Consider the following 22,752-nt stretch of genomic DNA (forward strand, 5'->3'; position numbering starts at 1 on the left):
GAGGTGGCCTCATGAGGTGGCAGGAGCACGCCGCTACGCTCGCGGACCGGGCCGCCCACCGCACCTCTCCGTGGGCCGTGCACATCGCCGACCTGCCCCGGCACGAGTTCGTCCCCCGGTGGTGGAAACGCGACCCCGAGGGGTGGACGCTCCAGGACGGGTCCGCCGAGCCGGACGCCTGGCTGAATGAGGCATACCGGGATGCGTCGCTCGTGACCAGCGTGGCCGGCAGGCACGCCGACCGCGCCGCCCCCGGCGACCGGCCGCAGGGCGCGCCCACCTCCTCGGCCACCCTGCCCTCGCTGCTGGTGCGCATGTACGAACTCGCCCGTATCGACGACAGCGACAGCGTGCTCGACGTGGGGACCGGCAGCGGCTACGGAACCGCGCTCCTGGCCCGCCGCCTGGCCCCCGACCAGGTGACAAGCGTCGACGTCGACCCGTATCTCGTGGAGGCTGCACGGGATCGCCTGGCTCGCCTCGGCCTCGCCCCGACAGTCCTCGACACGGACGCCACCGGCCGCCTGCCCGTCGAGGACAGTTCAGCCGATCGGCTGGTCGCCACGGTGAGCGTGCGCCCGGTCCCCGCATCGTGGCTGCGCGCGCTCTGCACCGGCGGACGGCTCGTCAGCACTCTCACCGGTACCTCCCTGATCGTCACCGCGGAGAAGGATGACGACGGAGGAGCCACCGGCCGCGTCGAGTGGGACCGCGCCAGCTTCATGCGGGCCCGCCACGGCGCCCACCACCCCGACGACGTACGCGCCCTGCTCGACAAGGCCGCCGAGCACGACGGCGACGAGGTGACCCGCGGACCGTACCCGGTCGTCGACGTGGCCAACGCGTGGGACCTCGACTCCATGCTCAGCCTCACCACTCCCGGAATCCAGCACGAGTTCCACCAGGAGGGCGAACTGCGAACCGCCCTGATGGCGCACGCGGACGGTTCCTGGGCCCGGGCGTCCGCCCTCGGCGCCGACCGGCCCACCGTGCACCAAGGCGGGCCCCGCCGCCTGTGGGACGCGCTCGAAGAGTGCCGCGCCTACTGGCTCACACACGGCGAACTGCCCGTGCGCGGCGCCCGGGCGTTCATCCGGCCGGACGGGACGACGCTCCTCGCCCGCGGGAAGTGGCACGTCAAACTGACCTGACAGGGTGAGCACTCAGCGCCACCGGCAGCTGCCGGGGTCGAGGCCGGTTCCGACTGCTCACCACGGAGGACCGGATACAGCAGCTCGACCGCGTTGTCGACCGGCCCTCGGCACGGCGCGCCTCACGGGCCGTGCGGGCCTCCGGCCACCGCGGAACCGGAGCCGACGCCGGGCACCCACCGGGCGCCCCGCATCAGGTTCTCCAGCCCGGCCCAGCAGAAGTTCATCAGCGTCGCCGCGGTCTCGTTCGCCGAGGGGGCGTCCGGCGGCGGTTCGGCGCCGGTCAGGCCCGTCCGGCTGCGCGAGTCGGCCCACTCGGCGAGCGACTCGGCGGCGCCCACCAGCGCGTGGGCCAGTCCGGAGACCTCCCGTTCGGCCAGCTTCCCGGCGCAGCCCGCGTCCCGCGCCGCCTGCCCCAGCAGTGCCGTGACGATCACGACGACCTCGATCCGCATGGCGTCGACCTCGCGGGAGAAGGGCTCACCCTGGGTGCGGGCCCGGTAGAGCACGGCGACCCCGTCCGGGCGCGCCGCGGTGTGCGTGAAGAACGCCGTGAGGCCGTTCCACAGTTGCTGGTCGGCGGAGAGCCCGCGCTGTCGGGTGCCTTCCCGTACGGCTGCCACGAGCGCGCCGACCTCGCGCCGGATGCAGGCCGTGAACAGCTCTTCCTTGGACTTGAGGTACAGGTAGACCAGCGGCTTGGAGACGCCGGCCGCCTCGGCGATGTCGTCCATGGAGGCGGCCTGGTATCCGTGCCGCGCGAACGCCGCGACCGCGGCGTCCAGCATCTGCCTCTCCCGCACCTCGCGCGGCATGCGCTTCTGCCCCACGCGCTTCCATCCCTTCACCCCGTATGCCCCGTGACCCCCCTCGCCGGTCCGGCGACGCCACCCCGACAGCGCGCACGTTCCCCCGTCAACTCCGGCTTGCGGCAAGCCTACGCGCCCCCGGCGGCGGAGCCGGGGGCGCGCGGAAGGAGGGCGAACGCGGGGAAGAGTTCAGGTCAGCTCGCGGTGGCCGGTTCCCGCTGACCCGGCACCCGGGCCTCGGCGCCGCTGTCGGCCTCCTCGATCGAGAAGCTGCGCGCCGCGGCGAACGCCTCCCGGTCCAGGATCCTCTCCCGGGCCGAGACCAGGACCGGGATGACGGCCTGGCCCGCGACGTTGGTCGCCGTGCGCATCATGTCCAGGATCGGGTCGATGGCCAGCAGCAGCCCGACGCCCTCCAGCGGGAGGCCGAGGGTGGAGAGGGTGAGGGTCAGCATCACGGTCGCACCGGTGAGGCCCGCGGTGGCGGCCGAACCGATGACCGAGACGAAGACGATCAGCAGGTACTCCTTGATGCCCATGTCGACGTGGAAGAACTCGCCCACGAAGATCGCCGCGATGGCCGGGTAGATGGAGGCGCAGCCGTCCATCTTGGTCGTCGAGCCGAACGGCACCGCGAAGGACGCGTACTCCTTGGGCACCCCGAGCCGCTCGGTCACCTTCTGGGTGAGCGGCATGGTGCCGACCGAGGAGCGGGAGACGAACGCGAGCTGGATGGCGGGCCAGGCGCCCCGGAAGAACTGCAGCGGGTTGACCTTGGCGACGGTGGAGAGCAGCAGCGGGTAGACGCCGAAGAGCACCAGTGCGCAGCCGATGTAGATGTCCGCGGTGAAGGTCGCGTAGCTGCCGATCAGGTCCCAGCCGTAGTCCCTGATGGCGGTACCGATCAGGCCGATGGTGCCGATCGGGGCCAGCCGGATGATCCACCACAGCGCCTTCTGGAGCAGCGCCAGTACGGACTCGCCGAGGGTGAGGATGGGTTCGGCCTTCTCGCCGAGCTTGAGCGCGGCGATACCGACGACGATCGCCATGAAGACGATCTGGAGCACCTTCAGTTCGGTGAACGGCGTGATCACGTCGGTCGGGATGATCCCGGTGAGGAAGTCCAGCCAGGAGCCCTGGGTGTCCGGCTTGGCGGCGTCCGCGGCCGAGAGGCCGGTACCGGAGCCCGGGTTGGTGACCAGGCCGATGGCCAGCCCGATCGCCACGGCGATCAGCGAGGTCGCCATGAACCAGAGCAGGGTGCGGGTGGCCAGCCGCGCCGCGTTGTGCACGTTGCGCAGGTTGGTGATCGAGATGGTGATCGCGAAGAAGACCAGCGGCGCGACGGCCAGCTTCAGCAGCTGGACGAAGATCTCACCGATTTTGGTGAGGGTGGTGCCGAGCCAGGCCACGTCCCAGTTGCGGGCGGCCCACCCCAGGACCACGCCGAGGACGAGGCCGAGCAGGATCTGCGCCCAGAACGGCACCTTGGGTATGCGCGCGGTGCGTTCGGGTGGGGTGGCGTCGGCGGCGGACGCCGACGAGGGGGACGACGAAGACGACGAGGGGGACGACGGGGACGACGAGGTCACGGACAGACTCCGGGGGCGTCAGGAAGCGGACTCTTGGAAGGGGCATCGCGCGCGGAGGTGCGCAGGGCGATGCGGTCGCGGGACTGTGCGGTCGCGCCGGAGTATGGTCCGGCCGCGCTGTCAGCGACAGGTCGCCGACATGCAGCGGCAGAGATCGACATGCAGCCGCGCCACGAGCGCCGGGCCGGGGCGGCCCAGGAGCGCGTCGGAAGTGGTGGCTGCGTTCGTCATGGCCGTCACGCTAACACTCCGTCTTTGGCTTGCCCAAAGCATCGCTTTGGGGGGCGAGTACGGAAAAGCTCAACGCCCCACCGGGGAAAGCTCATTCCCGGTGGGGCGCCGACAGCGATGTGAGGAGGGTTACAGGGCGCGGCCCGTCACGCCGAGCCCGCCCCCGGCTCGGCCTGCGACGACGCCTGCGACGGCGTCGCCTGCGGCTCGTCCTCCTGGCTCTGGTTGGCCGCCAACCGCTCCTTCGCCCGGCTCACGCCGTGGACGACCTGCTCGGACATCGCGGCCCGCTGATTGCGCAGCAGCACATAGCTGAGCGGCGCGGAGACGATGAGTGCCAGGAGCACCACCCAGATCGGGTTCGAGTCGCCGATTCCGGAGGGGATGACGCCGAAGTGCGTCAGCAGTCCCACGACGACCAGGCAGCCGACGAAGATGCCGAGCCGCATGGTGGTGTAGCGGAGCGTCGCGTGCGAAGTGCTGCTGCTCACGTGGGTTCTCCATGCTTTCGGGCGATTCGCGGTTCCTCACCAGTCAAGCACAGGCCACGAGGCGATCTTCGTCACCCCCGGAGACGGGCCCCCTCGGCCGCCCGGGCGACGTCCGCGCCGTCAGGGCGCGTCTCACACCCGCATGGGCTGCGGCGTCTCCCGCCGCTGCGGGTCCGGGCCCGGGAAACCGCGCAGCTCCCCGTGGCGCGCGTCGCGCTGGACAGGCCGGAACCCCGTGTCGGTGATCAGGTCCAGCAGGTCCTCGCGGGTGAGCGCGTCGCCCTGCGCCTGCTCGGCGTCCACCACCTGGCCGGCCATCTCGTCCGCACCGTGCTGGAGCGCCAGCTGCGCCGTCTGCACGCTGTGCAGCGCCCAGTCCACCGCCAGGTGCGGCACGTTGTCCAGCAGCAGCCGGGAGACCGCGAACGTCGTGAGGATCTCCGCGCCGGTCGCGCTCTGCGGCACGTCCCGGCGCAGCGGCAGGAAGACCTGGCAGCCGCCGGTCTCGTCCTGCAGTTCACGCAGCCGCAGCAGCCGGTCGACGAAGTCCGCGCGCTCGGCGGCCCCCGCGACCGACCCGTAGCGCATCGTGCACGGAGCAGCGAGCCCCTTGCCGTGCGCGAGCCGCAGCACCCGGGCCCGCTCCTCCCACGACAGCTCCGCCTCGGCGGCGGTCTCCACCGGGCCCTCGGCGCACAACCCGTCCGAACCGGCCTCGGCGAGCGCGTCCAGCACCCCGGAGGCACCATCCGCGTGCTCGGCCCCGAAGCCGGCGATGTCGGCGACGGTGCACGCGGTCAGCGCCACCTCGGCCGGCAGCGCGTCCCGCAGGGCGCGCACCGCCTCCGGGAGGCCGCTCCAGCCGGTCCCGCCGGGGGTCAGCCGCAGCTCGGTGACGCCCTCGGCGGCCCACCGGGTGGCCCGGCCGACCGCCTCGCCGGTGTCCGCCGTCAGCTCCAGCGACCGGTGGACGACGAACCGGGCGGTGTCGCCGCTGTGCCGCGTCCGCACCTGGTGCGCGAGGCCGCCGAGCCAGGCCAGGTCGGCGCAGTCGTACAGGGCGATGCCGTCCGCCCGGCCCAACCGCTCCCCGGAGCGGACCTTCCGCTCGATGTCCGCCGCGTCCATTCCTCGCGCCACCTGCCCGCCTCGGTCCGTGTCCGTCATGATTCGCGCGTCCGCCCGACACTACGCCAGGGCCCGTTTGCCGCTACTCCTCGGGCAGCTCACCGACCCGGTTCTCCCACTTGGTCGACAGCACGATCGTCGTCCGCGTCCGCGAGACGCCCTTGGTGCCCGACAACCGGCGGATGGTGCGTTCCAGGTCGTCCACGTCACCGGCTCGCACCTTGAGCATGTAGGAGTCGTCGCCCGCGATGAACCAGCAGTCCTCCACCTCCTGCAGGTCCCGCAGCCGGGTGGCCACCTCCTCGTGGTCGGTGGCGTCGGAGAGCTGGATACCGATCAGCGCGGTCACACCCAGCCCGAGGGAGGAGGCGTCGACCGTCGCGCGGTACCCGGTGATCACCCCGGCGGCCTCCAGCCGGTTGATCCGGTCGGTGACACTCGGCCCCGACAGACCCACCAGCCGCCCCAGTTCGGCGTAGGAGGCTCTGCCGTTCTCCCGCAGCGCCTGGATGAGCTGCCTGTCCACCGCGTCCATGGATGCCGCTGCCTCCTGTATGTAGTAGTCCGGGGAACGAATCTAAGGCATCGGGCCCGTACCGCCCGGGCCGGTGCCTCCCGCATCCCGGTCGCTTCCGTCCGCCCCGCTCCCCAGATGCCCCTCCCAGCGGCGGTAGAGCTTGTGCTCCACCCCGGCCGCGTCCAGCACCCGCCCCGCGACGAAGTCGACGAGGTCCTGGATGTGCCGGGCCCCCGCGTAGAAGGCCGGGGACGCGGGCAGCACCACAGCGCCCGCCTCGTCCAGCGTCACCAGATGGCGCAGTGTCGGGCCGTTCAGCGGCGTCTCCCGTACGGCGACGACCAGCGGGCGGCGCTCCTTGAGCGTCACACTGGCCGCACGCTGCAGCAGGTCCTTGGAGAGCCCCAGCGCCACCCCCGCGACACACGCGGTGCTCGCCGGCACCACCAGCATGCCCCGCACCGGGTACGAACCGGACGAGGGCCCGGCTGCCAGGTCGCCCGGGGGCCAGTGCCGCACCCGGCCGGGGTCCGTCGCGAACGCGTCCGGGCTGCCGTCGGCGCCCCGGGCCAGCCAGCGGCGCAGGTCCTCCTGCGCATGGGCGTCGCGGAAGGGGTGCCCCGTCTCGTCGAGGATCGTCAACCGGGAGGCGCGGCTGACGACGAGGTCGACGTCCTCGCCCGCCTCCAGCAGCGCCCGGACGACCGCCGCCGCGTAGGGCGTTCCGGACGCCCCGGAGACACCCACCACCCAGGGGACCCGTGCCATGTCACTCACGTCCCCGACCCTACGTCCCGGCTCGCGGGCTCCGGCGGGGACGCGAGGACGCGTACGCTCTGCGTCATGCGTGTCTCCCGTCCAAGCCACACCACAGCGGCAGCACTCTGCGCGTCCGTACTGGCCGTCGCCGTCGCCGGCTGCTCGTTGGCCGAGAAGGTGACCACAGGGCTCAAGGTCAAGCACGCCTTCGAGAAGCTGGGCGAGCAGCCCGCCGCCTCGGTGCTGGTGTCGGTGGGCGGCAGCCGCGCGGACGCCGAGAAGTTCCTGCGGGCCGCGGGCGGCAAGGGCTCGCTCCGGCGCCCGGCCCGGTTGCTGACCCGCGGCGAACTCACCTTCGCGGTCGGCTCGGACCGCGAGGAGACCCCGCTCAAGGAGCTGAGCCGCTCCGAACGGCTGCGCTTCGCGGCGGCCGTCAACTTCGGCGGCAAGGACGTGCTGGCAGCCAAGTCGGTGGAGGAGAAGCTCTACGTCCGGATGAACCTGCCCTCCCTGGTGGCGCAGACCGGCGGCTCCGAGCAGGACCGGCACCGGGCCCGCCGGATCGTCTCGCTGGCGAAGGACCTGCCCAGGACGCTGGGTTCGGCCAAGGACGCGCTCAAGGGCAAGTGGGTGGAGGTCGACCCGGAGTCCTTCGACGACTTCGCGCGCGCCGCGCAGGAGATCACCGCGGAGGAGAGGCGCGACGAGCGCCGGGACGGGAAGCGGGGCGAGGCGGAGCGGCACGGCACGCCGGACTCCCGGCAGACCGACGAGACCAGCAAGCGGCTGGGCCGTGCGACGGCCGCCGGGCGTGCCCTCAACGGCGAGTCCGAGCGCGAGTTCCTGCGCGGTCTGGAGAAGACCCTGGGCGAGCACGCCCGGTTCCGGAAGGCGGGCGAGTACGGCGGTGCCGAGCATGTGACGGTCTCCATGCCCGCGCGCCGGGCGGCCCCGGACCTGTCGCGGGCGCTGGCGGCGCTGGGCGCCCGGCTCGACCCGCAGAAGGTGCCGGACAAGACGGTCAGCGCCGATCTGCAGATCCGGCGCGGCCAGCTGACCGGGCTCACGCTCGACCTGGAGCAGTTCCTCGGCGGGAAGCAGGCGCGCGAGGTGCACCTCCCGCTGCGGATGGACTTCGGCAGCGGCGACGCCGTCACCGTGCGGGCCCCGGACGGGGTGCGTGAGCTGGAGCCGCAGGACCTGCTGGCCGCCGTGATGTACGGCGCCCTGGGCACGGGCGGCATCTGAGGCCATCCTGGAAGCCGGGAACGGGGCCGGGACCGTCCCGGGCCGGACGGGACGGCGGGTCGGGAACCGCTGACACGCCGTGGGCCGTTGTACAGCGTGACGGGACACGGACGAGGTTGTGCGGGGGACGCTCCTCGTGAAGGAGGCGGGCATGGCGAAGGGCTCGGACGGCTCCGGCGGCGCCAGAGCGATGGCGGCCGGCAAGCTGATCGTCGCCTGGGTGGCGCTGCTGTGGGTGCTGGAGGCCGCGGACCAGGCGTCGGGCAACGCGCTGGACTCCTTCGGGATCGAGCCGCGGCGGGTCGGGGAGCTGGTGGACGTCGTCCCCAGCGCCTTCATGCACTTCGGGTTCGAGCACCTGATGGCCAACACGCTGCCGCTGCTGGTGCTGGGCTTCCTGGCGGCACTGCGCGGGGTGGGGCGCTTCCTCGCCGTCGCCGCGATCATCGTCGTGGTGAGCGGTCTGGGCGTCTGGCTGATCGCCCCGGCGGGCAGCAACACCGCGGGCGCCTCCGGGCTGATCTTCGGCCTCTTCGGCTATCTGGTGGCCCGCGGCTTCGTGGACCGCCGCATCACCGACGTGGCGCTGGGCACGGTCGTCGCCGTCTTCTACGGCTCCCTGCTGTGGGGCGTGCTGCCCACCGACTCCGGCATCTCCTGGCAGGGCCACCTCTTCGGCCTGATCGGCGGCGTCCTCGCCGCCCGCCTCACCGCCCAGCCCCGCGCCCTGGGCGAGCCCAAACCGGCCTGGCACTGAGCCCCCGCCCGGGAACGGGGAGGACGCGTCAGTCGCCGGGGTGCTGGGTGCGGGTCTCCCGGTCGACGGGCAGCTCGTCCGTCTCGATCCGCACCTCGCCGATCTCCAGGGCCAGCTCGACGGGCTTGCCGTACGGGATCACGTCCCGGCCCCGGTAGCCGTCCGGGCCCGGGTGCCACAGGGTGGTGCACTCGGCGCGGTACGGATCGAAGATCAGGTACCGGGCGATCCCGCGCTGCGCGTACAGCCTGTCCTTGACCACGTAGTCGTGCCGGACGCTGCTGGGCGAGACGACCTCCACGGCCAGCTCGATCAGGTCCGGCGGGTACGCGCTGAGGTTGCGGTCCGCCTCCGCCCGCGGGACCAGCGCGATGTCGGGGCAGAGCTCGTCGGCGTCGGAGAAGACGAAGGTGACGTCCGAGATGCAGGCCCACTCCGTTCCGAGCTGCGCCTCGAACGTGTTCTCCAGAAGTCGGATCGTCCTGCCGTGGAACGGCCTGACCGGACTCATCATGATGGTGCCCCCCACAATCTCCGTCCGGAAGCCAGGGAACTGGTCCTCCAGCCGGCTGAGCTGCGAGTGCAGGCGGTCGGTCTCCGAGATCGGCACGGCGCTCTCCCTTCCCTGCTCCCGATGGTAGAGGGGCAGGCTAGTCAGAGACCCAGCCCGCGCACCGCCAGATCCAGCAGAGCACACCCGAACAGGGCGATCCCGATGAAACTGTTGACCTGGAAGAAGGCGCGGTTGAGGCGGGAGAGGTCGCGGGGGCGCACGAGGGTGTGCTCGTAGACGAAGGCACCCGCGACGATCACCAGGCCCAGCCAGAAGAACACGCCCGCGTGGGTGAGCAGCCCGAAGGCGACCAGCAGGCCGACCGTGACCAGGTGTGCGGCGCGGGTGGCGTGCAGCGCGGCCGCGGTGCCGAACCGCGCCGGCACGGACCGCACGCCGTTGGCGCGGTCGGCCGTCACGTCCTGGCAGGCGTAGATCAGGTCGAAGCCCCCGATCCAGATGCCCACGGCCAGCCCGAGCACCGCGGCGTCCCACGACCAGGCGCCGGTGACCGCGATCCACGCGCCGATGGGCCCGATGGCCTGGGCGATCCCGAGGATGGCGTGCGGGTAGTCGGTGAAGCGCTTCCCGTACGGGTAGACCACCATCGGCAGCACGGCGAGCGGGGCCAGGGCCAGGCACAGCGGGTTCAGCAGGGCTGCCGCGCCCAGGAAGACCGCGAGCGCCACGACGGCGCCCGTCCAGGCCGTCCGGACCGAGACCGCGCCGGTGACCAGTTCCCGGCCCGCGGTGCGCGGGTTGCGGGCGTCGATCTCGCGGTCGATGATCCGGTTGGCCGCCATCGCGAACGTCCGCATCCCCACCATGGCGACGGTCACCAGGAACAGTTGCCACCAGTGGATGCTGCGGCTCTCGCGGAACATCGCGGAGAGCGCGGCGATATAGGCGAACGGCAGTGCGAAGACCGAGTGCTCGATGACGACGAGCCGGAGGAAGGCCCGTACGCGGCCGACGTCGGCCCCCGGTCCCGGTCCGAGTACGCCCTCAGCGGTGCTGCTCACAGCTTCCTCTCGCTCGCTCCCGCGGCCGCCCGCCACCGGGTCGGCCGCACCGTACGCGGTCGGGCCGCCGCCCGCGCCTCCCCGGCCGGCGGCCGGGCACCGGACCCGCTCACAGGCCGTACTCCTTCCAGCGGCGGCTGACGAGGTCGGCCACCCGCGGGTCCGACTCGATCATCTCGGGCCAGCCGCCGTCTCGCGTGTACCCCTCCTCGGGCAGTTTGCGGGTCGCGTCGATGCCCGCCTTGCCGCCCCAGAACTGCTGGTAGGAGGCGTGGTCGAGGTGGTCGACGGGGCCTTCGGCCACCGTGAGGTCGCGTGCGTAGTCCACGTTGCCCAGCGCCCGCCAGGAGACCTCGTGCAGGTTCCGCACGTCGCAATCCTTGTCGACCACGACGATGAGTTTGGTCAGCGACATCATGTGCGCGCCCCAGACGGCGTGCATCACCTTCTGCGCGTGCTTGGGATAGCGCTTGTCGATGGCCACGATCGCGCAGTTGTGGAAGCCGCCCGACTCGGGCAGGTGGTAGTCGACGATGTCGGGCACGATGACCTTCAGCAGCGGCAGGAAGAACCGCTCCGTGGCCCGGCCCAGCGGGCCGTCCTCGGTCGGCGGGCGGCCCACCACGATGGACTGGAGCAGCGGCCGCTTCCGCGTGGTGACGCAGTCGATGGTCAGCGCGGGGAAGAGCTCCTGCGGCGTGTAGAAGCCGGTGTGGTCGCCGAACGGGCCTTCCGGGCGCAGCTCGCCCGGCTCCAGCCAGCCCTCCAGCACCACCTCGGCGGCGGCGGGCACCTGGAGCGGGACGGTCTTGCAGTCCACCATCTCCACTCGCTTGCCCTGGAGGAAGCCCGCCAGCAGGTACTCGTCGATGTCCGCGGGGAGCGGGGCCGTGGAGGCGTAGGTCACGGCGGGCGGGCAGCCGAAGGCGATGGCGACGGGCAGCTTCTCGCCGCGCCGGGCTGCGACCTGGTAGTGGTTGCGGCTGTCCTTGTGGATCTGCCAGTGCATCCCGATGGTGCGTCGGTCGTGCCGCTGGAGCCGGTAGAGCCCCAGGTTGCGGACGCCGGTCTCGGGGTCCTTGGTGTGGGTGAGGCCCAGGTTGAAGAACGAGCCGCCGTCCTCGGGCCAGGTGAACAGCGCGGGCAACCGCTCCAGGTCCACCTCGTCGCCCTGCTGGACGACTTCCTGGACGGGCGCGTCCTTCACCTTCCGCGGCGGGACGTGCGTCATCGCGCCGAGCTTCCCGAACGCCTCCCGGAAGCCGACGAAGCCCTGCGGCAGCTCGGGCTTGAGCAGGCCGCCGATCTTCGCGCCGATCTCGTCGTAGGAGTCCAGGCCGAGCGCCTTGAGCAGCCGGCGGTCGGTGCCGTAGACGTTCATCGCCAGCGGCATGTCGGAGCCCTTGACGTTCTCGAACAGAAGTGCCGGTCCGCCCGCCTTGTTCACCCGGTCGACGAGCTCCCCGACCTCCAGGTGGGGATCGACCTCGGCCTTGACCCGCACCAGGTCGCGGTCACGCTCCAGTGCCCGCAGGAGCGAGCGGAGATCGTCGTATGCCATACGTCTCAGTATCCTCCCCGATGCCCGCGCCCTGAGCGCCGGGGGCCGCGCCGGGGCCATTACGCTTGGCCCGTGGGGACCCGCCGAGCGGGTACCCGCACCCCGCATCCGTCCAAGCGGCATCTCGCACCCAGGGGGCGTTCCGCGTGCTCAGGTATCTCCCGTTCCTCTTGATCCTGGCCGTGTGGATCTACGCGTTCATCGACTGCCTCAACACGCCCGAGAACGAGGTCCGCAAGCTGCCGAAGGTGGCGTGGGTCATCATCATCCTGCTGTTCGGGCAGGTGCTGCTGGGGCCCGTGGCCTGGTTCGCGGTCGGCCGGCCGCGGCGCAACGCGCCCTACGGCGCGACCCGTCCCGACGAGCGGCGCTGGGTCGCCCCGGACGACAACCCGGACTTCCTGAAGTCCCTGAACGAGTCCCCGGCGCCCGGTCCGGACTCCTCCTCCGGCACGCCCCCTGCCCCGGAACCGGGTGCGGAACCGGCTGCGGACCCCGCCCCGGAGCAGCGCCGGGAGTCCCCGCGTGACGAGGACGAGCTGCCCCACCGCAAGGACCGCGACGACAGCTGACCGGACGGGCCCGGTCCTTCCCGAAGGGTCCCGCGCGGTCCCTTCCGGGGGTGCGTCACTTCCGGGGGCGCGCATGATCCGGACAGCGCGCGTGGACGCGAGTCCCGCCGACGGGCGCCTCGGCGCGCCGCGCTAGCAGCGCCGCGCGTAGTCGTCCCGGAGGGCCGTGAAGCGCTCCGCCGTGCGGGCCGCCCAGTCCGTCGGCTGTCCGCGCAGCTCGTTCTGGAGCAGTTCGAAGTGCTCGTGCCACCGGGCGAGGACCTCGTGGAGCCGCCCGGCGTCGGCGGTGAAGTCGTTGCGGAACCGGACCCGGGTGTGGTCGTCGTCGACGGAACCGCGCAGCGTGAAGCCGAAGGAGCCGCGCGCGTCGACGGTGTACTCCGCCAGGCGGCGCCGCGACCAGGCGGTGATCCGGCCGGGGGTGGCCAGCTCCTGCGGGCCGTCGGCGCCCGCGGCGGGCTCCCCGTTCCACCAGTGCAGGGTCACCGCGCCGCCGGGACCGGGTTCGAAGGGGTCGGCCCCCGCCAGCCAGCCGCGCAGCCCGGCGGGGGTGGCGACGGCCGTCCACACGCTCTCCAGCGGATGCGGGAACGCCAGCTCGAAGGCGACCGTGTGTGCGGCGCCGCCGGGGCCGCTCCGCGCCGTGCCGTACGGGATGCCGTACGCGGTGGTCCCTGCCAGGCCTTCGGTGCTCATAGCTCCACCTTCACCCCGGACGCGGGGGTCAGGCCCCTCAGATTCCCGCGTACGAGTGCTTGCCGTTGAAGAAGATATTCACACCGTAATAGTTGAAAAGGAAACAGGCGAAGGCGAGAAGTGCGAGATATGCCGCTTTGCGTCCCTTCCAACCCGCAGTGGCGCGCGCGTGCAGATAGCAAGCGTAGGCGACCCAGGTGATGAACGACCAGACCTCCTTCGGGTCCCAGCCCCAGTAGCGGCCCCAGGCGTCACCAGCCCAGATGGCGCCCGCGACGATGGTGAAGGTCCAGAAGGGGAAGACCGTCGCGTTGATCCGGTAGGCGAACTTGTCGAGCGAGGCGGCCGAGGGCAGCCGCTCCATGATCGAGGACCGCACGGCGCCGGGCTTGCGGCCGGCCAGCAGCTGCGTCTCGTAGGCGTCCCGGAACAGATAGAGCAGGGAACCCACGAACCCGAGGTAGAGCAGCGCGCCGCAGGTGATGGCGAGCGAGACGTGGATCCACAGCCAGTACGAGTGGAGCGCGGGCACCAGTTGGTCGCTGTCCGTGTACAGAACGGTGACGGCCAGCCCCAAATCCAGCAGGACGGTGGTGACCAGCGGCAGCCCCATCCAGCGGACGTTCTTCTTCGCCAGCAGCAGGGCCAGGTACGCGCCGACCGCCACCATCGAGAAGGCGGTCGAGAACTCGTACATGTTGCCCCAGGGGGCACGCTGCACCGACAGCGAGCGGGTCAGCACCCCGGCGAAGTGCAGCAGGAAGGAGAGCACCGTCAGCGAGACGGCGATCCGCCCGTAGGTGTCGCCCTGCTCGTCGCCCGCCGCGGCCCCGGGGCCGTCCGGCAGGTCGCCGCGCCGGCCGCTGCTGGAGCGGGTCACGATCTTCGGCGGTGCGGGCTTCTCCAGCACCGCCGTACCGCCACCCTGCTCCGCGCTCCGCGCGGCGGCGGGCTGCTGAGCGGGAACGGCCGGGTCCGCGGGGGTCTTCGACGTCAGCGCGGCGGCCGTGCGGCCCACCTTGCTGCGGGAGCCGAAGGTCCATTCGGCGATGTAGGCGCAGAAGGCCAGCACGTAGACGGCCATCGCCGAATAGATCAGATAGTTGCTGACGTGCGCGAGCTGCTCGTTCGGCTCGGCTGCGAGGAGGTTCACTTGCCTGCTCCTTCGGGGGCTTCAGCAGGATCGGCGGGGTCGGGCGCTGCGGTGCCGTCCGCGGCGGCTTCCGCGGACGGTGCGCCCTCGGTCGCGGCGGCCGCGGCAGGGGGCTCGGCCGCGACGGGGGCCGCGGCTTGCATATCGGTGGCCAGCGAGGCGAGTTCGTCCGGCAGCCGGGCCGACTCGCTGCGGCCGAGCGCGGCCATCTCGACGACCGTGCACCCGTCCTCGGCGGCGTAGGCCCGCACCCACACCCGGCGGCGCTGGATGAACAGGGAACCCGCGAGTCCCACGATGGCGGCGAGCGCCCCGCCCAGTGCCCAGCCGTTGCCCACCTGGTGGGAGACCTGGAAGTTCGCCCACTTCTTCACGCCGTCGAAGGTGAGGCTCCCCGCACCGTTCGGGAGCTTCATGGTGGAGCCGGGGGTGAGCTTCTCGGCGAACGGACCGCCGTCCTTGTCCTTGAACTTGGTCATGTTGTCCGTGTCCAGCTGGTACACGTTCTGCGCCGGTCCGCCGTCCACACCCAGGTTGCCGTGGTAGGCGGTCAGGAACATCGTCGGGTTCTTCAGGCCGGGCGACTGGGAGAACATGGTGCCGCTGCGCGGCTCGAAGTCGGGGACGAAGAAGCCCTGGAAGCCGAGCTGGTCCTTGCGGCCCTTCGCGTCCAGGTAGTCGGTGACCTTCACCACTCCGCTGGAGGTCTGGTTGTTGTCCTGCTGGAGGAAGGGCACCGGGCCGCGGTAGGCGATGTTGCCCTTGCCGTCCTTGACGGTGACCACGGGCGCGTACCCGTTGGCGATCAGGTAGATCTTGGACGAGCCGACCTTCAGCGGATGGTTCACCTTGATGGTGGCGTCCCGCTCCGTGCCGTCGGCGCCCTCGGCGATGGCGATGTCGGCGCGATAGTCACGCGGGGTGCCCTTGTTGGGCCCGCTCTCCTCGTAGGTGGCGTGGAACTTCTTCAGCCGGAAGGCGAAGGGATCGAGCATGTCGGCGCTGAAGAGCGAGCCGGACTGGAAGTCGTCGTACTGGGTGAGGACGTTGGAGAACCCGTCGCCCTGGACGATCAGCTTGCGCCCCTCGGACTTGAACAGCTGCCCCGAGGCGAAGGCCAGCAGCAGCACGATGAGGGCGATGTGGAACAGGAGGTTGCCGACCTCGCGCAGATAGCCCTTCTCGGAGGCGACCGCGCCCCCGCCCGAACCGTCCCGGTGGGTGCGGAACCGCCTGCGCCGCAGCAGCGAACGGGCCGCCGCCAGCGTCTCCTCCGGCTCCGCCGCGGTGCGCCAGGTCGTGTAGACCGGCATCCGGTCCAGCCGGCGCGGGGCGCGCGGCGGCCGGGCGCGCAACTGGCCGACGAACTGCCAGGTGCGCGGCACGATGCAGCCGATCAGCGAGACGAACAGCAGGATGTAGATCGCCGAGAACCAGACCGACGTGTAGACGTCGAAGAGCTGCAGCTTGTCGTACAGCGGCGCGAGGGTGGTGTGGTCGGCGCGGAACTGCTCGACCTTGAGCGCGTCGACGGGCGTCTGCGGGACGATCGAGCCCGGTATGGCGCCCAGCGACAGCAGGAAGAGCAGGATCAGCGCCACCCGCATCGAGGTGAGCTGCCGCCAGAACCAGCGCAGCCAGCCCAGCGGGCCGAGCGAGGGAACGTTCAGCTTCTCCTCGCCGGGCGCGGTCGAGAGCTGGGCCGCGGCCGCGCGCTCGCTCCCGGAATCGGCCCCGGACTCGGCTGCCGCGCCCGCGCTGCCGCGCGCCTCGGCCGACTCCGTCGCCTCACCGGCCTCGTCGGCCGCCGCGTCGGCGGCCCCCTTGCCGGTACCGGTTGTGCTCATGGATCAGATCCCCACCGTGAAGTCGGACGACCAGATCGTGATCTCGTAGACGATCCGGTCCCAGATGCCTGTGACGAGCAGCACGCCGACGGCGACGAGCATCCCGCCGCCGATCCGCATCACCCACGCGTAGTGCTGCTTCACCCAGCCGAACGCACCCAGCGCACGGCGGAAGGCGAGCGCGGCGACGACGAACGGCACCCCCAGGCCCAGGCAGTAGGCCACCGTCAGCAGCGCACCGCGCCCGGCGCTGGCCTGGTTCGAGGAGAGCGTGAGGACAGCGGCGAGCGTGGGCCCGATGCACGGCGTCCAGCCGATACCGAAGAGCACCCCCAGCATCGGCGCTCCCGCCAGCCCGATCGCGGGCCGCTTGTGGATCCGCACCTCCCGCTGGGTGAAGCGGGTCAGCGGGCCGAGGGCGCCCATGAAGGCGAGCCCGAGCACGATTGTCAGCCCGCCCAGCACTCGCGAGATGAGGATGCGGTGCTCCTGGAGCGTGGCGCCGAAACCGCCGAAGAGGGCGCCGCCGGAGACGAAGACGGCAGTGAAGCCGAGCACGAACAGCCCCGCGCCCAGGAACATCCGGCCGCGCCGCGCTTCGGCCAGGTCGGTGCCGCTGACCCCGGTGACGTAGGAGAGATAGCCGGGAACCAGCGGCAGAACGCAGGGGGAGAAGAACGAGACCAGTCCGCCCAGCAGCGCGACGGGCAGGGCCAGCAGCAGGGCGCCGCCGTAGACGGTGCCGTTCATTCCGGTGGCCGCGAGGGAGATCATGAGGCGGTCACTTCGCGTCGATCAGGGGGTCGAGCGCGGAGCGCAGCTCCTTCTCGCTCAGTTCCTTCAGGGCCCGCACCGCGACCTTGCCGTCCTTGTCGAGGATCAGGGTGGAGGGGATGGCCTGCGGGGAGAGGGTGTTCTTGGGGAACTTGAGGATGAGCTTGCCGCTGGGGTCGTAGAAGCTCGGGTAGTCGATGTCGTAGTTCCGCTCGAACGCCTTGGCGTTGGCCTTGTCCAGGTCGCGGGTGTTGATGCCGACGAACTGGACGCCCTGGTCCTCGGTGTCGCGGGCGACCTTGGCGAGGTTGGGTGCCTCCGCCCGGCAGGGGCTGCACCAGGAGCCCCACACGTTCAGCACGATGACCTTGCCCTTGAAGTCGGAGAGCTTCAGCTTCTTCCCGTCGACGGAGGGCCCCGCCAGGTCGGGAACGGCGGAGCGCCGGGACTTCGGGACCTTGGTGATCTCGCCCGTCCCCTGGACGAACTTGGTGTCGCCCGAGGAGGAACCCGTCTGCTCCTCGCCGCAGGCGGACAGCAGCAGCGCACCGGCGGCGATCCCGGCGGCCAGCAGGACGGTGCGGCGGCGGGAGGCGCGGATCTGGCTCATGTGAAAAGTTTCGCATGAGCGTATGAGGGATCTTCCCCGCCCCCCTGCCGGCCCCGCGGGCCCGACCCCCGCGCAGGTCGGGCGGCCCGCCCGGCCGCCGCCTACCCGGCGGCGGGCTCAGGCGCCCGCGCCCCGGCCCTGCGCGCCCTTGGCCGCGCCCTTGGGCCGCTTGGCTCCCGCCCGCAGATGCGCGGGCACCAGATCGCGGGCCGGCTCGGAGTAGCCGACCGAGACGATGCGGTCCCCGAGGAAGGTGAAGCTCGTCAGCGAGGCGAGGGTGCACTGGCGGCGCCGCGGGTCGTGCCAGAGCCTGCGGTGCTCGACGAAGCTGCGCAGGATCCAGATCGGCAGCTGATGGCTGACGCAGACGGCCTCGTGGCCGCGGGCCGCGTCCTTGGCGTGCTCGATCGCGCTCCGCATCCGGACGACCTGGTCCAGATACGGCTCGCCCCAGGAGGGCCGGAAGGGGTTGCGCAGATGGCGCCAGTTCTCCGGCTTGCGCAGCGCGCCGTCGCCCACGCCGAAGGTCTTGCCCTGGAAGACGTTCCCCGCCTCGATCAGCCGCTCGTCGGTGCCGATGTCGAGTCCGTGGGCCTTGGCGATCGGGGCCGCGGTCTCCTGGGCGCGCTCCAGCGGGGAGGCGAGCACGTGGGTGATGTCGCGCCCCTCCAGGTGTTCGGCGACCCGGTCGGCCATCCGGCGGCCCAGGTCGGAGAGGTGGTATCCGGCCAGTCGCCCGTAGAGGATGCCCTCGGGGTTGTCGACCTCGCCGTGTCGCATCACATGCACGACGGTGACGGTCTTGTCGTCGGCGCCGGCCGCGGGGGCCGCGCCGTCCAGGCGCTCGCTCATGCGGGCACCGCCTCGGAAGCGGCGCGGGCGGCGGCGGGCAGCGCGTCGGCCACCCGCTCCAGCGCACGCTCGTCGTGCGCCGCGGAGAGGAACCACGCCTCGAATCCGGAGGGCGGCAGGTAGACGCCCTGGGCGAGCATCGAGTGGAAGAACGCGGTGAAGCGGAAGGACTCCTGCCGCTTGGCCGCCGCGTAGTCGGTGACGCCCGTGTCGCCGAAGTCGCCGAAGAAGACGGAGAACATGCTGCCCGCCGTCTGCACGGTGTGCGCGACGCCCTCCTTGGTCAGCGCCTCGGTGGCGAGCTGCCGCACCTGCCGGGACGCGGCGTCCAGCACGCCGTGCGCGGCGAAGCCGTCGGCGGCCAGCAGCCGCAACTGGGCCAGTCCGGCCGCGGTGGCGACCGGGTTCCCGGACAGCGTGCCCGCCTGGTAGACGGGGCCGGCGGGGGCCAGGTGGTCCATCACGTCCTTGCGCCCGCCGAACGCGGCCGTCGGGAAGCCACCGCCCATCACCTTGCCGAACGTCATCAGATCGGGTGTGACGCCGTCGAGGCCGTACCAGCCGTGCGGCGAGGCGCGGAAGCCGGTCATCACCTCGTCGGAGACGAACAGCGCGCCGTCGGCGCGGCACAGGTCGGCGAGCCCCTGGTTGAAGGAGGGCCGCCCGTCGGCCGCCGGCAGCGGCGGGACGATGCCCATGTTGCCGGGCGACGCCTCGGTGATCACGCAGGCGATCTCCCGGGGGTGGGCGGCGAACGCCTCGCGGACCGCGTCCAGGTCGTTGTACGGCAGCACGATCGTGTCGCCGGCCTGCGCCCCGGTGACGCCCGGGGTGTCAGGCAGGCCCAGGGTGGCGACTCCGGACCCGGCCGCGGCGAGCAGCGAGTCGACGTGCCCGTGGTAGCACCCGGCGAACTTGACGACCTTGGAGCGGCCGGTGAACCCGCGCGCCAGCCGGATCGCGGACATGGTCGCCTCGGTGCCCGAGGAGACCAGCCGCACCTGCTCGACGGGGTCGATCCGGTGCACGATCTCCTCGGCGAGCGCCACCTCGTCCTCGACGGGCGTGCCGAAGGAGGTGCCGCGCTCCACGGCCTTGCGCACCGCCTCCGTCACCTCGGGGTGCGCGTGGCCGAGGATCATCGGCCCCCAGGAGCAGACCAGGTCGACGTACTCCCTGCCGTCCGCGTCCGTCAGGTAGGGACCGGAACCGGACACCATGAACCGGGGCGTTCCACCCACGCCGCGGAACGCGCGGACCGGAGAGTTCACGCCTCCTGGTGTCACGGCGGCGGCGCGGTCGAAGAGCGACTGCGATACTGGGGCGCTGTAGGAGTAAGTCACGAAAGCCATGGTGTCAGAGCCCCCGTGCCGAGGACCGGGGGCGTTTCACGCTCCCCGGGACGGGGAGGTCTCTGACACGATGATCGGGCCGCACGGGGACGGCTGTGCGGCCCGGATGAGCAGTCGGGTGGTGACATGCATCGCGGTGGCGGACTGGGAGAGGAGCCCGGCCACTCGGAGACCGGCCCGGAGCGGGCCCAGGGGCGCCACAGGCGCGCCACGGCCGAGGACGGAACCGCGGCGGGCGGCGGCGCGAACAGCGGTGCGGTGGACGGGGGAACGGCAGGCGGCGGCGCACCGTCCGAGGGCGGAACGGCGGGCGGCGCCACCGGCAGCACCACCAGCGACAGCGGCACGGTGCACGGCGGCGGCCTCGCGGGTATCGGGAGTACGGCGAAGACCAGGAGCAGCAGGGGTGGCGGCCGAGTGGGGGTGACCTACAAGTACTTCGGGGCACCGGACGGTGCCACGGCCGCACGCGTACCCATCTCGATGCGACCCGAGGAACTGGGCGGGGACGAGCTGGGCCAGGGCATGTTCACCAAGATCAAGCCCGAGACGATGGCGGCCATGGTGCTGACGGGGATCGAGGGGATACCGCTGCACCGGGTGCCCCCGCTGGAACTCGTCGTCCTGCACCCGGACTACGCGGTCGTCAAGCTCCCGATGACGGTCGTGGACCCGCTCCGCGGCATCGGCGAGGAGACGGTGGGCGCGGCCGCCTTCATCTGGTCCACGGTCCCCGACCGGGCGGGCCCGCAGGACGCCTTCAACGTCTACCAGCTCCTGCACCGCTGGCAGGATTTCTCCGACCGGCTGCACGAGGCGGGGCATCAGGCGTACTGCCTGGTGTGGCCCTGACCGCCGGGCGTCCCGCAGAACTCCGGCATCCCGCGGGGCACCGGAACCTCGCAGGCCCCCGGCATCCCGCGGGGCACGCTCTGGCCCGGCGTCCCGCCACCGGCTGACCGGCGGCGGGACACGGGAGGCAGGACGGGCCCGCGGTGCGCGGGCCGGGATCAGTCCCGGTTCCCCGCGCTTCTCCCGGCCTGCTCGCCGTCGCCGCCGCTCCGCTCACCGGCATCGGCCGGTTCCGATTCGCTCACGGCCCGGGCGACCTCCGCGTCCAGGGTCTCGGCCGCCGGCTTGGGCGCCCCGGGGTCGACCGGGCCGATCCGGAACTCGAAGTCGCCGCCGTACTGCTCGTGCCCCGCGACGACGGCGCTGCCGACGGCCTCCTCGCCGCGCTCGCTGCGGATGATGACCGGGTCCCGGCGCAGGTCCTTGGTCAGCGCCACACACAGGCCGACCATCACCAGCGTGAAGGGGACCGCGACCAGGATGGTCAGGTTCTTCAGCCCTTCCAGCGCCTCGTCACCGCCGCCGCCGATCATCAGCATGACCGCGCCGACGGCTCCGGTCAGCACACCCCAGACGATGACCACGGTCCGGCTGGGCTCCATCGTCCCCTTCTGCGAGAGGGTGCCCATCACGATCGAGGCGGCGTCGGCCCCGGAGACGAAGAAGATGCCGACCAGGATCATCACGACGAGGCTGGTGACACCGGCGATCGGGTACTCCCGCAGCACGCCGAAGAGCTGCGCCTCCTGGGAGTCGGCACCGGCCAGGTCGACGCCGCCGGACTGGAGCTTCATGGCCGTACCGCCGAAGATCGCGAACCAGACCAGGCTCACGACGCTGGGCACCAGGATCACCCCGCCGACGAACTGCCGGATGGTGCGGCCGCGGCTGATCCGGGCGATGAACATGCCGACGAACGGCGTCCAGGAGATCCACCAGGCCCAGTAGAAGACCGTCCAGTTGGAGAGCCAGCCCGCCACGCCCTCGCCGCTGCTGGCGTCGGTGCGGCCGACCAGTTGCGGCAGGTCGCCGACGAAGCCGCCGAGCGAGGTCGGTACCAGGTTGAGCATCAGGATGGTGGGGCCGGCCACGAAGAGGAAGAGCACGAGCAGCCCCGCCAGCACCATGTTGATGTTGGAGAGCCACTGGATGCCCTTCTCCACGCCGGAGACGGCGGAGGCCACGAAGGCCACCGTCAGCACGGCGATGATGGAGACCAGCACACCGGTACCGACCTTCTCCGCCCAGCCGACCTCCTCCATTCCGCTGCCGATCTGCAGGGCGCCCAGCCCCAGCGAGGCGGCCGAGCCGAAGAGCGTGGCGAAGATCGCCAGAATGTCGATGACCTTGCCGAAGCCGCCGTTGGCCGCCTTCTCGCCGATCAGCGGGGTGAAGACCGCGCTGATCGTCTGCCGCCTGCCCCGGCGGAAGCAGCTGTAGGCGATGGCCAGCCCCACGACCGCGTAGATCGCCCACGGGTGCAGCGTCCAGTGGAAGAGCGTGGTGGCCAGCGAGGTCTCCATGCGCTCCGCGTCGTTGGCCGGATGCGTACCGGGCGGAGCGGTGCCGAAGTGGCTCAGCGGCTCGCTCACCCCGTAGAACATCAGCCCGATCCCCATGCCCGCGCTGAACATCATCGCGACCCAGGAGACCGTTCTGAACTCGGGCTCCTCCCCCTCTTTGCCCAGGGTGATCCTGCCGTAGCGGCTGAACGCCAACCACAGCGAGAAGATCACGAAACCGGTGGCGGCGAGCACGAAGGCCCAGCCGCCGTTGTGCATCGTGCCGCTCAGCATCTTCTGCGAAACGTCGGCGAGTGAATCCGTGCCGACCGCTCCCCAGACGACGAAGGCGAGCGTGAGTACCGCTGTGACACCGAACACGAGCCGGTCGGTACGCGGCCGCCCGGTCGGTCCCCCGTGGGAGGCGGTCGCCTCCTGCGTCTGCTGCTCCACGTCTGCCCGTTGTCCTTCCGCCGAACCTCCGATGGATTCGCAGGGCCGCTACCCGACGCGGCCCAAAGTAGTCTGATCAGATGCCCGCAACGGGCCCGATGCACCAGTCAACACCGCCTATTTCGGGGGATGTTGACCGCACGCCGCACCGGGCCGGGCGAGCAGCCGCGCCTGCGGACCGGAAAAGCCGCAAAAGGAAAAAGACCGACTTCCCGCGCCATAGGGGCCGGACAACCGGACGTCCGAGCGGCAGGTGCGATAGACATGTGC

The 22,752-nt window shown here is 71.7% G+C and carries 22 protein-coding genes; 5 read left to right on the forward strand and 17 right to left on the reverse strand.

The window, feature by feature from the left end; all coding sequences use genetic code 11:
* Window positions 1-11: 11 nt before the first annotated feature.
* Window positions 12-1,151 carry a methyltransferase domain-containing protein gene (locus P2424_RS27695; protein WP_276478400.1) on the forward strand — a complete coding sequence of 380 codons (1,140 nt, stop codon included), beginning with the start codon at window positions 12-14 and terminating at the stop codon, window positions 1,149-1,151.
* Window positions 1,152-1,273: 122 nt separating this feature from the next.
* Here P2424_RS27695 and P2424_RS27700 read toward each other — a convergent pair whose 3' ends face one another.
* The 6 genes from P2424_RS27700 to P2424_RS27725 form a co-directional block, all read right to left on the reverse strand.
* On the reverse strand, window positions 1,274-1,966 hold the full coding sequence (locus P2424_RS27700) for a TetR/AcrR family transcriptional regulator (protein ID WP_276479156.1): 693 nt from the start codon (window positions 1,964-1,966) through the stop codon (window positions 1,274-1,276).
* A gap of 188 nt (window positions 1,967-2,154) precedes the next feature.
* A complete protein-coding gene (locus P2424_RS27705) occupies window positions 2,155-3,552 on the reverse strand; it encodes a dicarboxylate/amino acid:cation symporter (RefSeq protein ID WP_276478401.1) in 1,398 nt (465 codons plus the stop codon).
* 377 nt (window positions 3,553-3,929) lie between these two features.
* Window positions 3,930-4,274 carry a DUF4229 domain-containing protein gene (locus P2424_RS27710; protein WP_276478402.1) on the reverse strand — a complete coding sequence of 115 codons (345 nt, stop codon included), beginning with the start codon at window positions 4,272-4,274 and terminating at the stop codon, window positions 3,930-3,932.
* Window positions 4,275-4,406: 132 nt separating this feature from the next.
* The gene (locus P2424_RS27715; RefSeq protein ID WP_276479157.1) at window positions 4,407-5,402 is read right to left on the reverse strand and encodes a hypothetical protein; all 996 of its coding nucleotides are present in this window, start codon (window positions 5,400-5,402) and stop codon (window positions 4,407-4,409) included.
* A gap of 82 nt (window positions 5,403-5,484) precedes the next feature.
* Complete coding sequence (locus P2424_RS27720) at window positions 5,485-5,937, reverse strand: Lrp/AsnC family transcriptional regulator (RefSeq protein ID WP_276478403.1); 453 nt, start codon at window positions 5,935-5,937, stop codon at window positions 5,485-5,487.
* Window positions 5,938-5,979: 42 nt separating this feature from the next.
* Entirely contained in the window at window positions 5,980-6,687 is a 708-nt protein-coding gene (locus P2424_RS27725) for a UbiX family flavin prenyltransferase (protein ID WP_276479158.1), read from the reverse strand.
* 75 nt (window positions 6,688-6,762) lie between these two features.
* Here P2424_RS27725 and P2424_RS27730 point away from each other — a divergent pair, with 75 nt between their 5' ends.
* A complete protein-coding gene (locus tag P2424_RS27730) occupies window positions 6,763-7,926 on the forward strand; it encodes a hypothetical protein (protein WP_276478404.1) in 1,164 nt (387 codons plus the stop codon).
* A gap of 151 nt (window positions 7,927-8,077) precedes the next feature.
* Window positions 8,078-8,683: a rhomboid family intramembrane serine protease gene (locus P2424_RS27735; protein WP_276478405.1), complete on the forward strand. Its 606-nt coding sequence runs from the start codon at window positions 8,078-8,080 to the stop codon at window positions 8,681-8,683.
* Window positions 8,684-8,711: 28 nt separating this feature from the next.
* Here the strand turns inward: P2424_RS27735 and P2424_RS27740 are convergent, their stop codons facing one another.
* The 3 genes from P2424_RS27740 to P2424_RS27750 all read right to left on the reverse strand — a co-directional run bounded on the left by P2424_RS27740 (window position 8,712) and on the right by P2424_RS27750 (window position 11,819).
* Window positions 8,712-9,293 carry a Uma2 family endonuclease gene (locus tag P2424_RS27740; protein WP_276478406.1) on the reverse strand — a complete coding sequence of 194 codons (582 nt, stop codon included), beginning with the start codon at window positions 9,291-9,293 and terminating at the stop codon, window positions 8,712-8,714.
* Window positions 9,294-9,337: 44 nt separating this feature from the next.
* A complete protein-coding gene (gene mqnP / locus P2424_RS27745) occupies window positions 9,338-10,258 on the reverse strand; it encodes a menaquinone biosynthesis prenyltransferase MqnP (RefSeq protein ID WP_276478407.1) in 921 nt (306 codons plus the stop codon).
* 109 nt (window positions 10,259-10,367) lie between these two features.
* Window positions 10,368-11,819, reverse strand: coding sequence for a menaquinone biosynthesis decarboxylase (locus P2424_RS27750; RefSeq protein WP_276478408.1), 1,452 nt, complete (start codon window positions 11,817-11,819; stop codon window positions 10,368-10,370).
* A gap of 146 nt (window positions 11,820-11,965) precedes the next feature.
* On the opposite strand from P2424_RS27750, the gene P2424_RS27755 reads away from it, so the two are divergent.
* Complete coding sequence (locus P2424_RS27755) at window positions 11,966-12,391, forward strand: PLD nuclease N-terminal domain-containing protein (RefSeq protein ID WP_276478409.1); 426 nt, start codon at window positions 11,966-11,968, stop codon at window positions 12,389-12,391.
* 132 nt (window positions 12,392-12,523) lie between these two features.
* Here P2424_RS27755 and P2424_RS27760 read toward each other — a convergent pair whose 3' ends face one another.
* The 7 genes from P2424_RS27760 to hemL form a co-directional block, all read right to left on the reverse strand.
* The gene (locus P2424_RS27760; RefSeq protein WP_276478410.1) at window positions 12,524-13,087 is read right to left on the reverse strand and encodes a hypothetical protein; all 564 of its coding nucleotides are present in this window, start codon (window positions 13,085-13,087) and stop codon (window positions 12,524-12,526) included.
* Between the two features lie 37 nt (window positions 13,088-13,124).
* Complete coding sequence (gene ccsB, locus P2424_RS27765) at window positions 13,125-14,240, reverse strand: c-type cytochrome biogenesis protein CcsB (protein WP_276478411.1); 1,116 nt, start codon at window positions 14,238-14,240, stop codon at window positions 13,125-13,127.
* A complete protein-coding gene (locus P2424_RS27770) occupies window positions 14,237-16,087 on the reverse strand; it encodes a cytochrome c biogenesis protein ResB (RefSeq protein WP_276478412.1) in 1,851 nt (616 codons plus the stop codon). The genes ccsB and P2424_RS27770 overlap by 4 nt, the downstream gene beginning before the upstream one ends.
* A gap of 3 nt (window positions 16,088-16,090) precedes the next feature.
* A complete protein-coding gene (locus P2424_RS27775) occupies window positions 16,091-16,861 on the reverse strand; it encodes a cytochrome c biogenesis protein CcdA (RefSeq protein WP_276478413.1) in 771 nt (256 codons plus the stop codon).
* Between the two features lie 7 nt (window positions 16,862-16,868).
* Complete coding sequence (locus P2424_RS27780) at window positions 16,869-17,471, reverse strand: TlpA disulfide reductase family protein (protein ID WP_276478414.1); 603 nt, start codon at window positions 17,469-17,471, stop codon at window positions 16,869-16,871.
* Between the two features lie 117 nt (window positions 17,472-17,588).
* The gene (locus P2424_RS27785) at window positions 17,589-18,323 is read right to left on the reverse strand and encodes a histidine phosphatase family protein (RefSeq protein ID WP_276478415.1); all 735 of its coding nucleotides are present in this window, start codon (window positions 18,321-18,323) and stop codon (window positions 17,589-17,591) included.
* Window positions 18,320-19,675, reverse strand: coding sequence for a glutamate-1-semialdehyde 2,1-aminomutase (gene hemL, locus P2424_RS27790; RefSeq protein ID WP_276478416.1), 1,356 nt, complete (start codon window positions 19,673-19,675; stop codon window positions 18,320-18,322). Before hemL ends, P2424_RS27785 begins: the two co-directional genes overlap by 4 nt.
* Window positions 19,676-19,801: 126 nt before the next feature.
* Here hemL and P2424_RS27795 point away from each other — a divergent pair, with 126 nt between their 5' ends.
* On the forward strand, window positions 19,802-20,527 hold the full coding sequence (locus P2424_RS27795; RefSeq protein ID WP_276478417.1) for a hypothetical protein: 726 nt from the start codon (window positions 19,802-19,804) through the stop codon (window positions 20,525-20,527).
* Window positions 20,528-20,685: 158 nt separating this feature from the next.
* Here the strand turns inward: P2424_RS27795 and P2424_RS27800 are convergent, their stop codons facing one another.
* A complete protein-coding gene (locus tag P2424_RS27800; protein WP_276478418.1) occupies window positions 20,686-22,482 on the reverse strand; it encodes a BCCT family transporter in 1,797 nt (598 codons plus the stop codon).
* Window positions 22,483-22,752 lie beyond the last annotated feature (270 nt).

The organism is Streptomyces sp. WMMB303 (assembly GCF_029351045.1).
GTDB lineage: Bacteria > Actinomycetota > Actinomycetes > Streptomycetales > Streptomycetaceae > Streptomyces.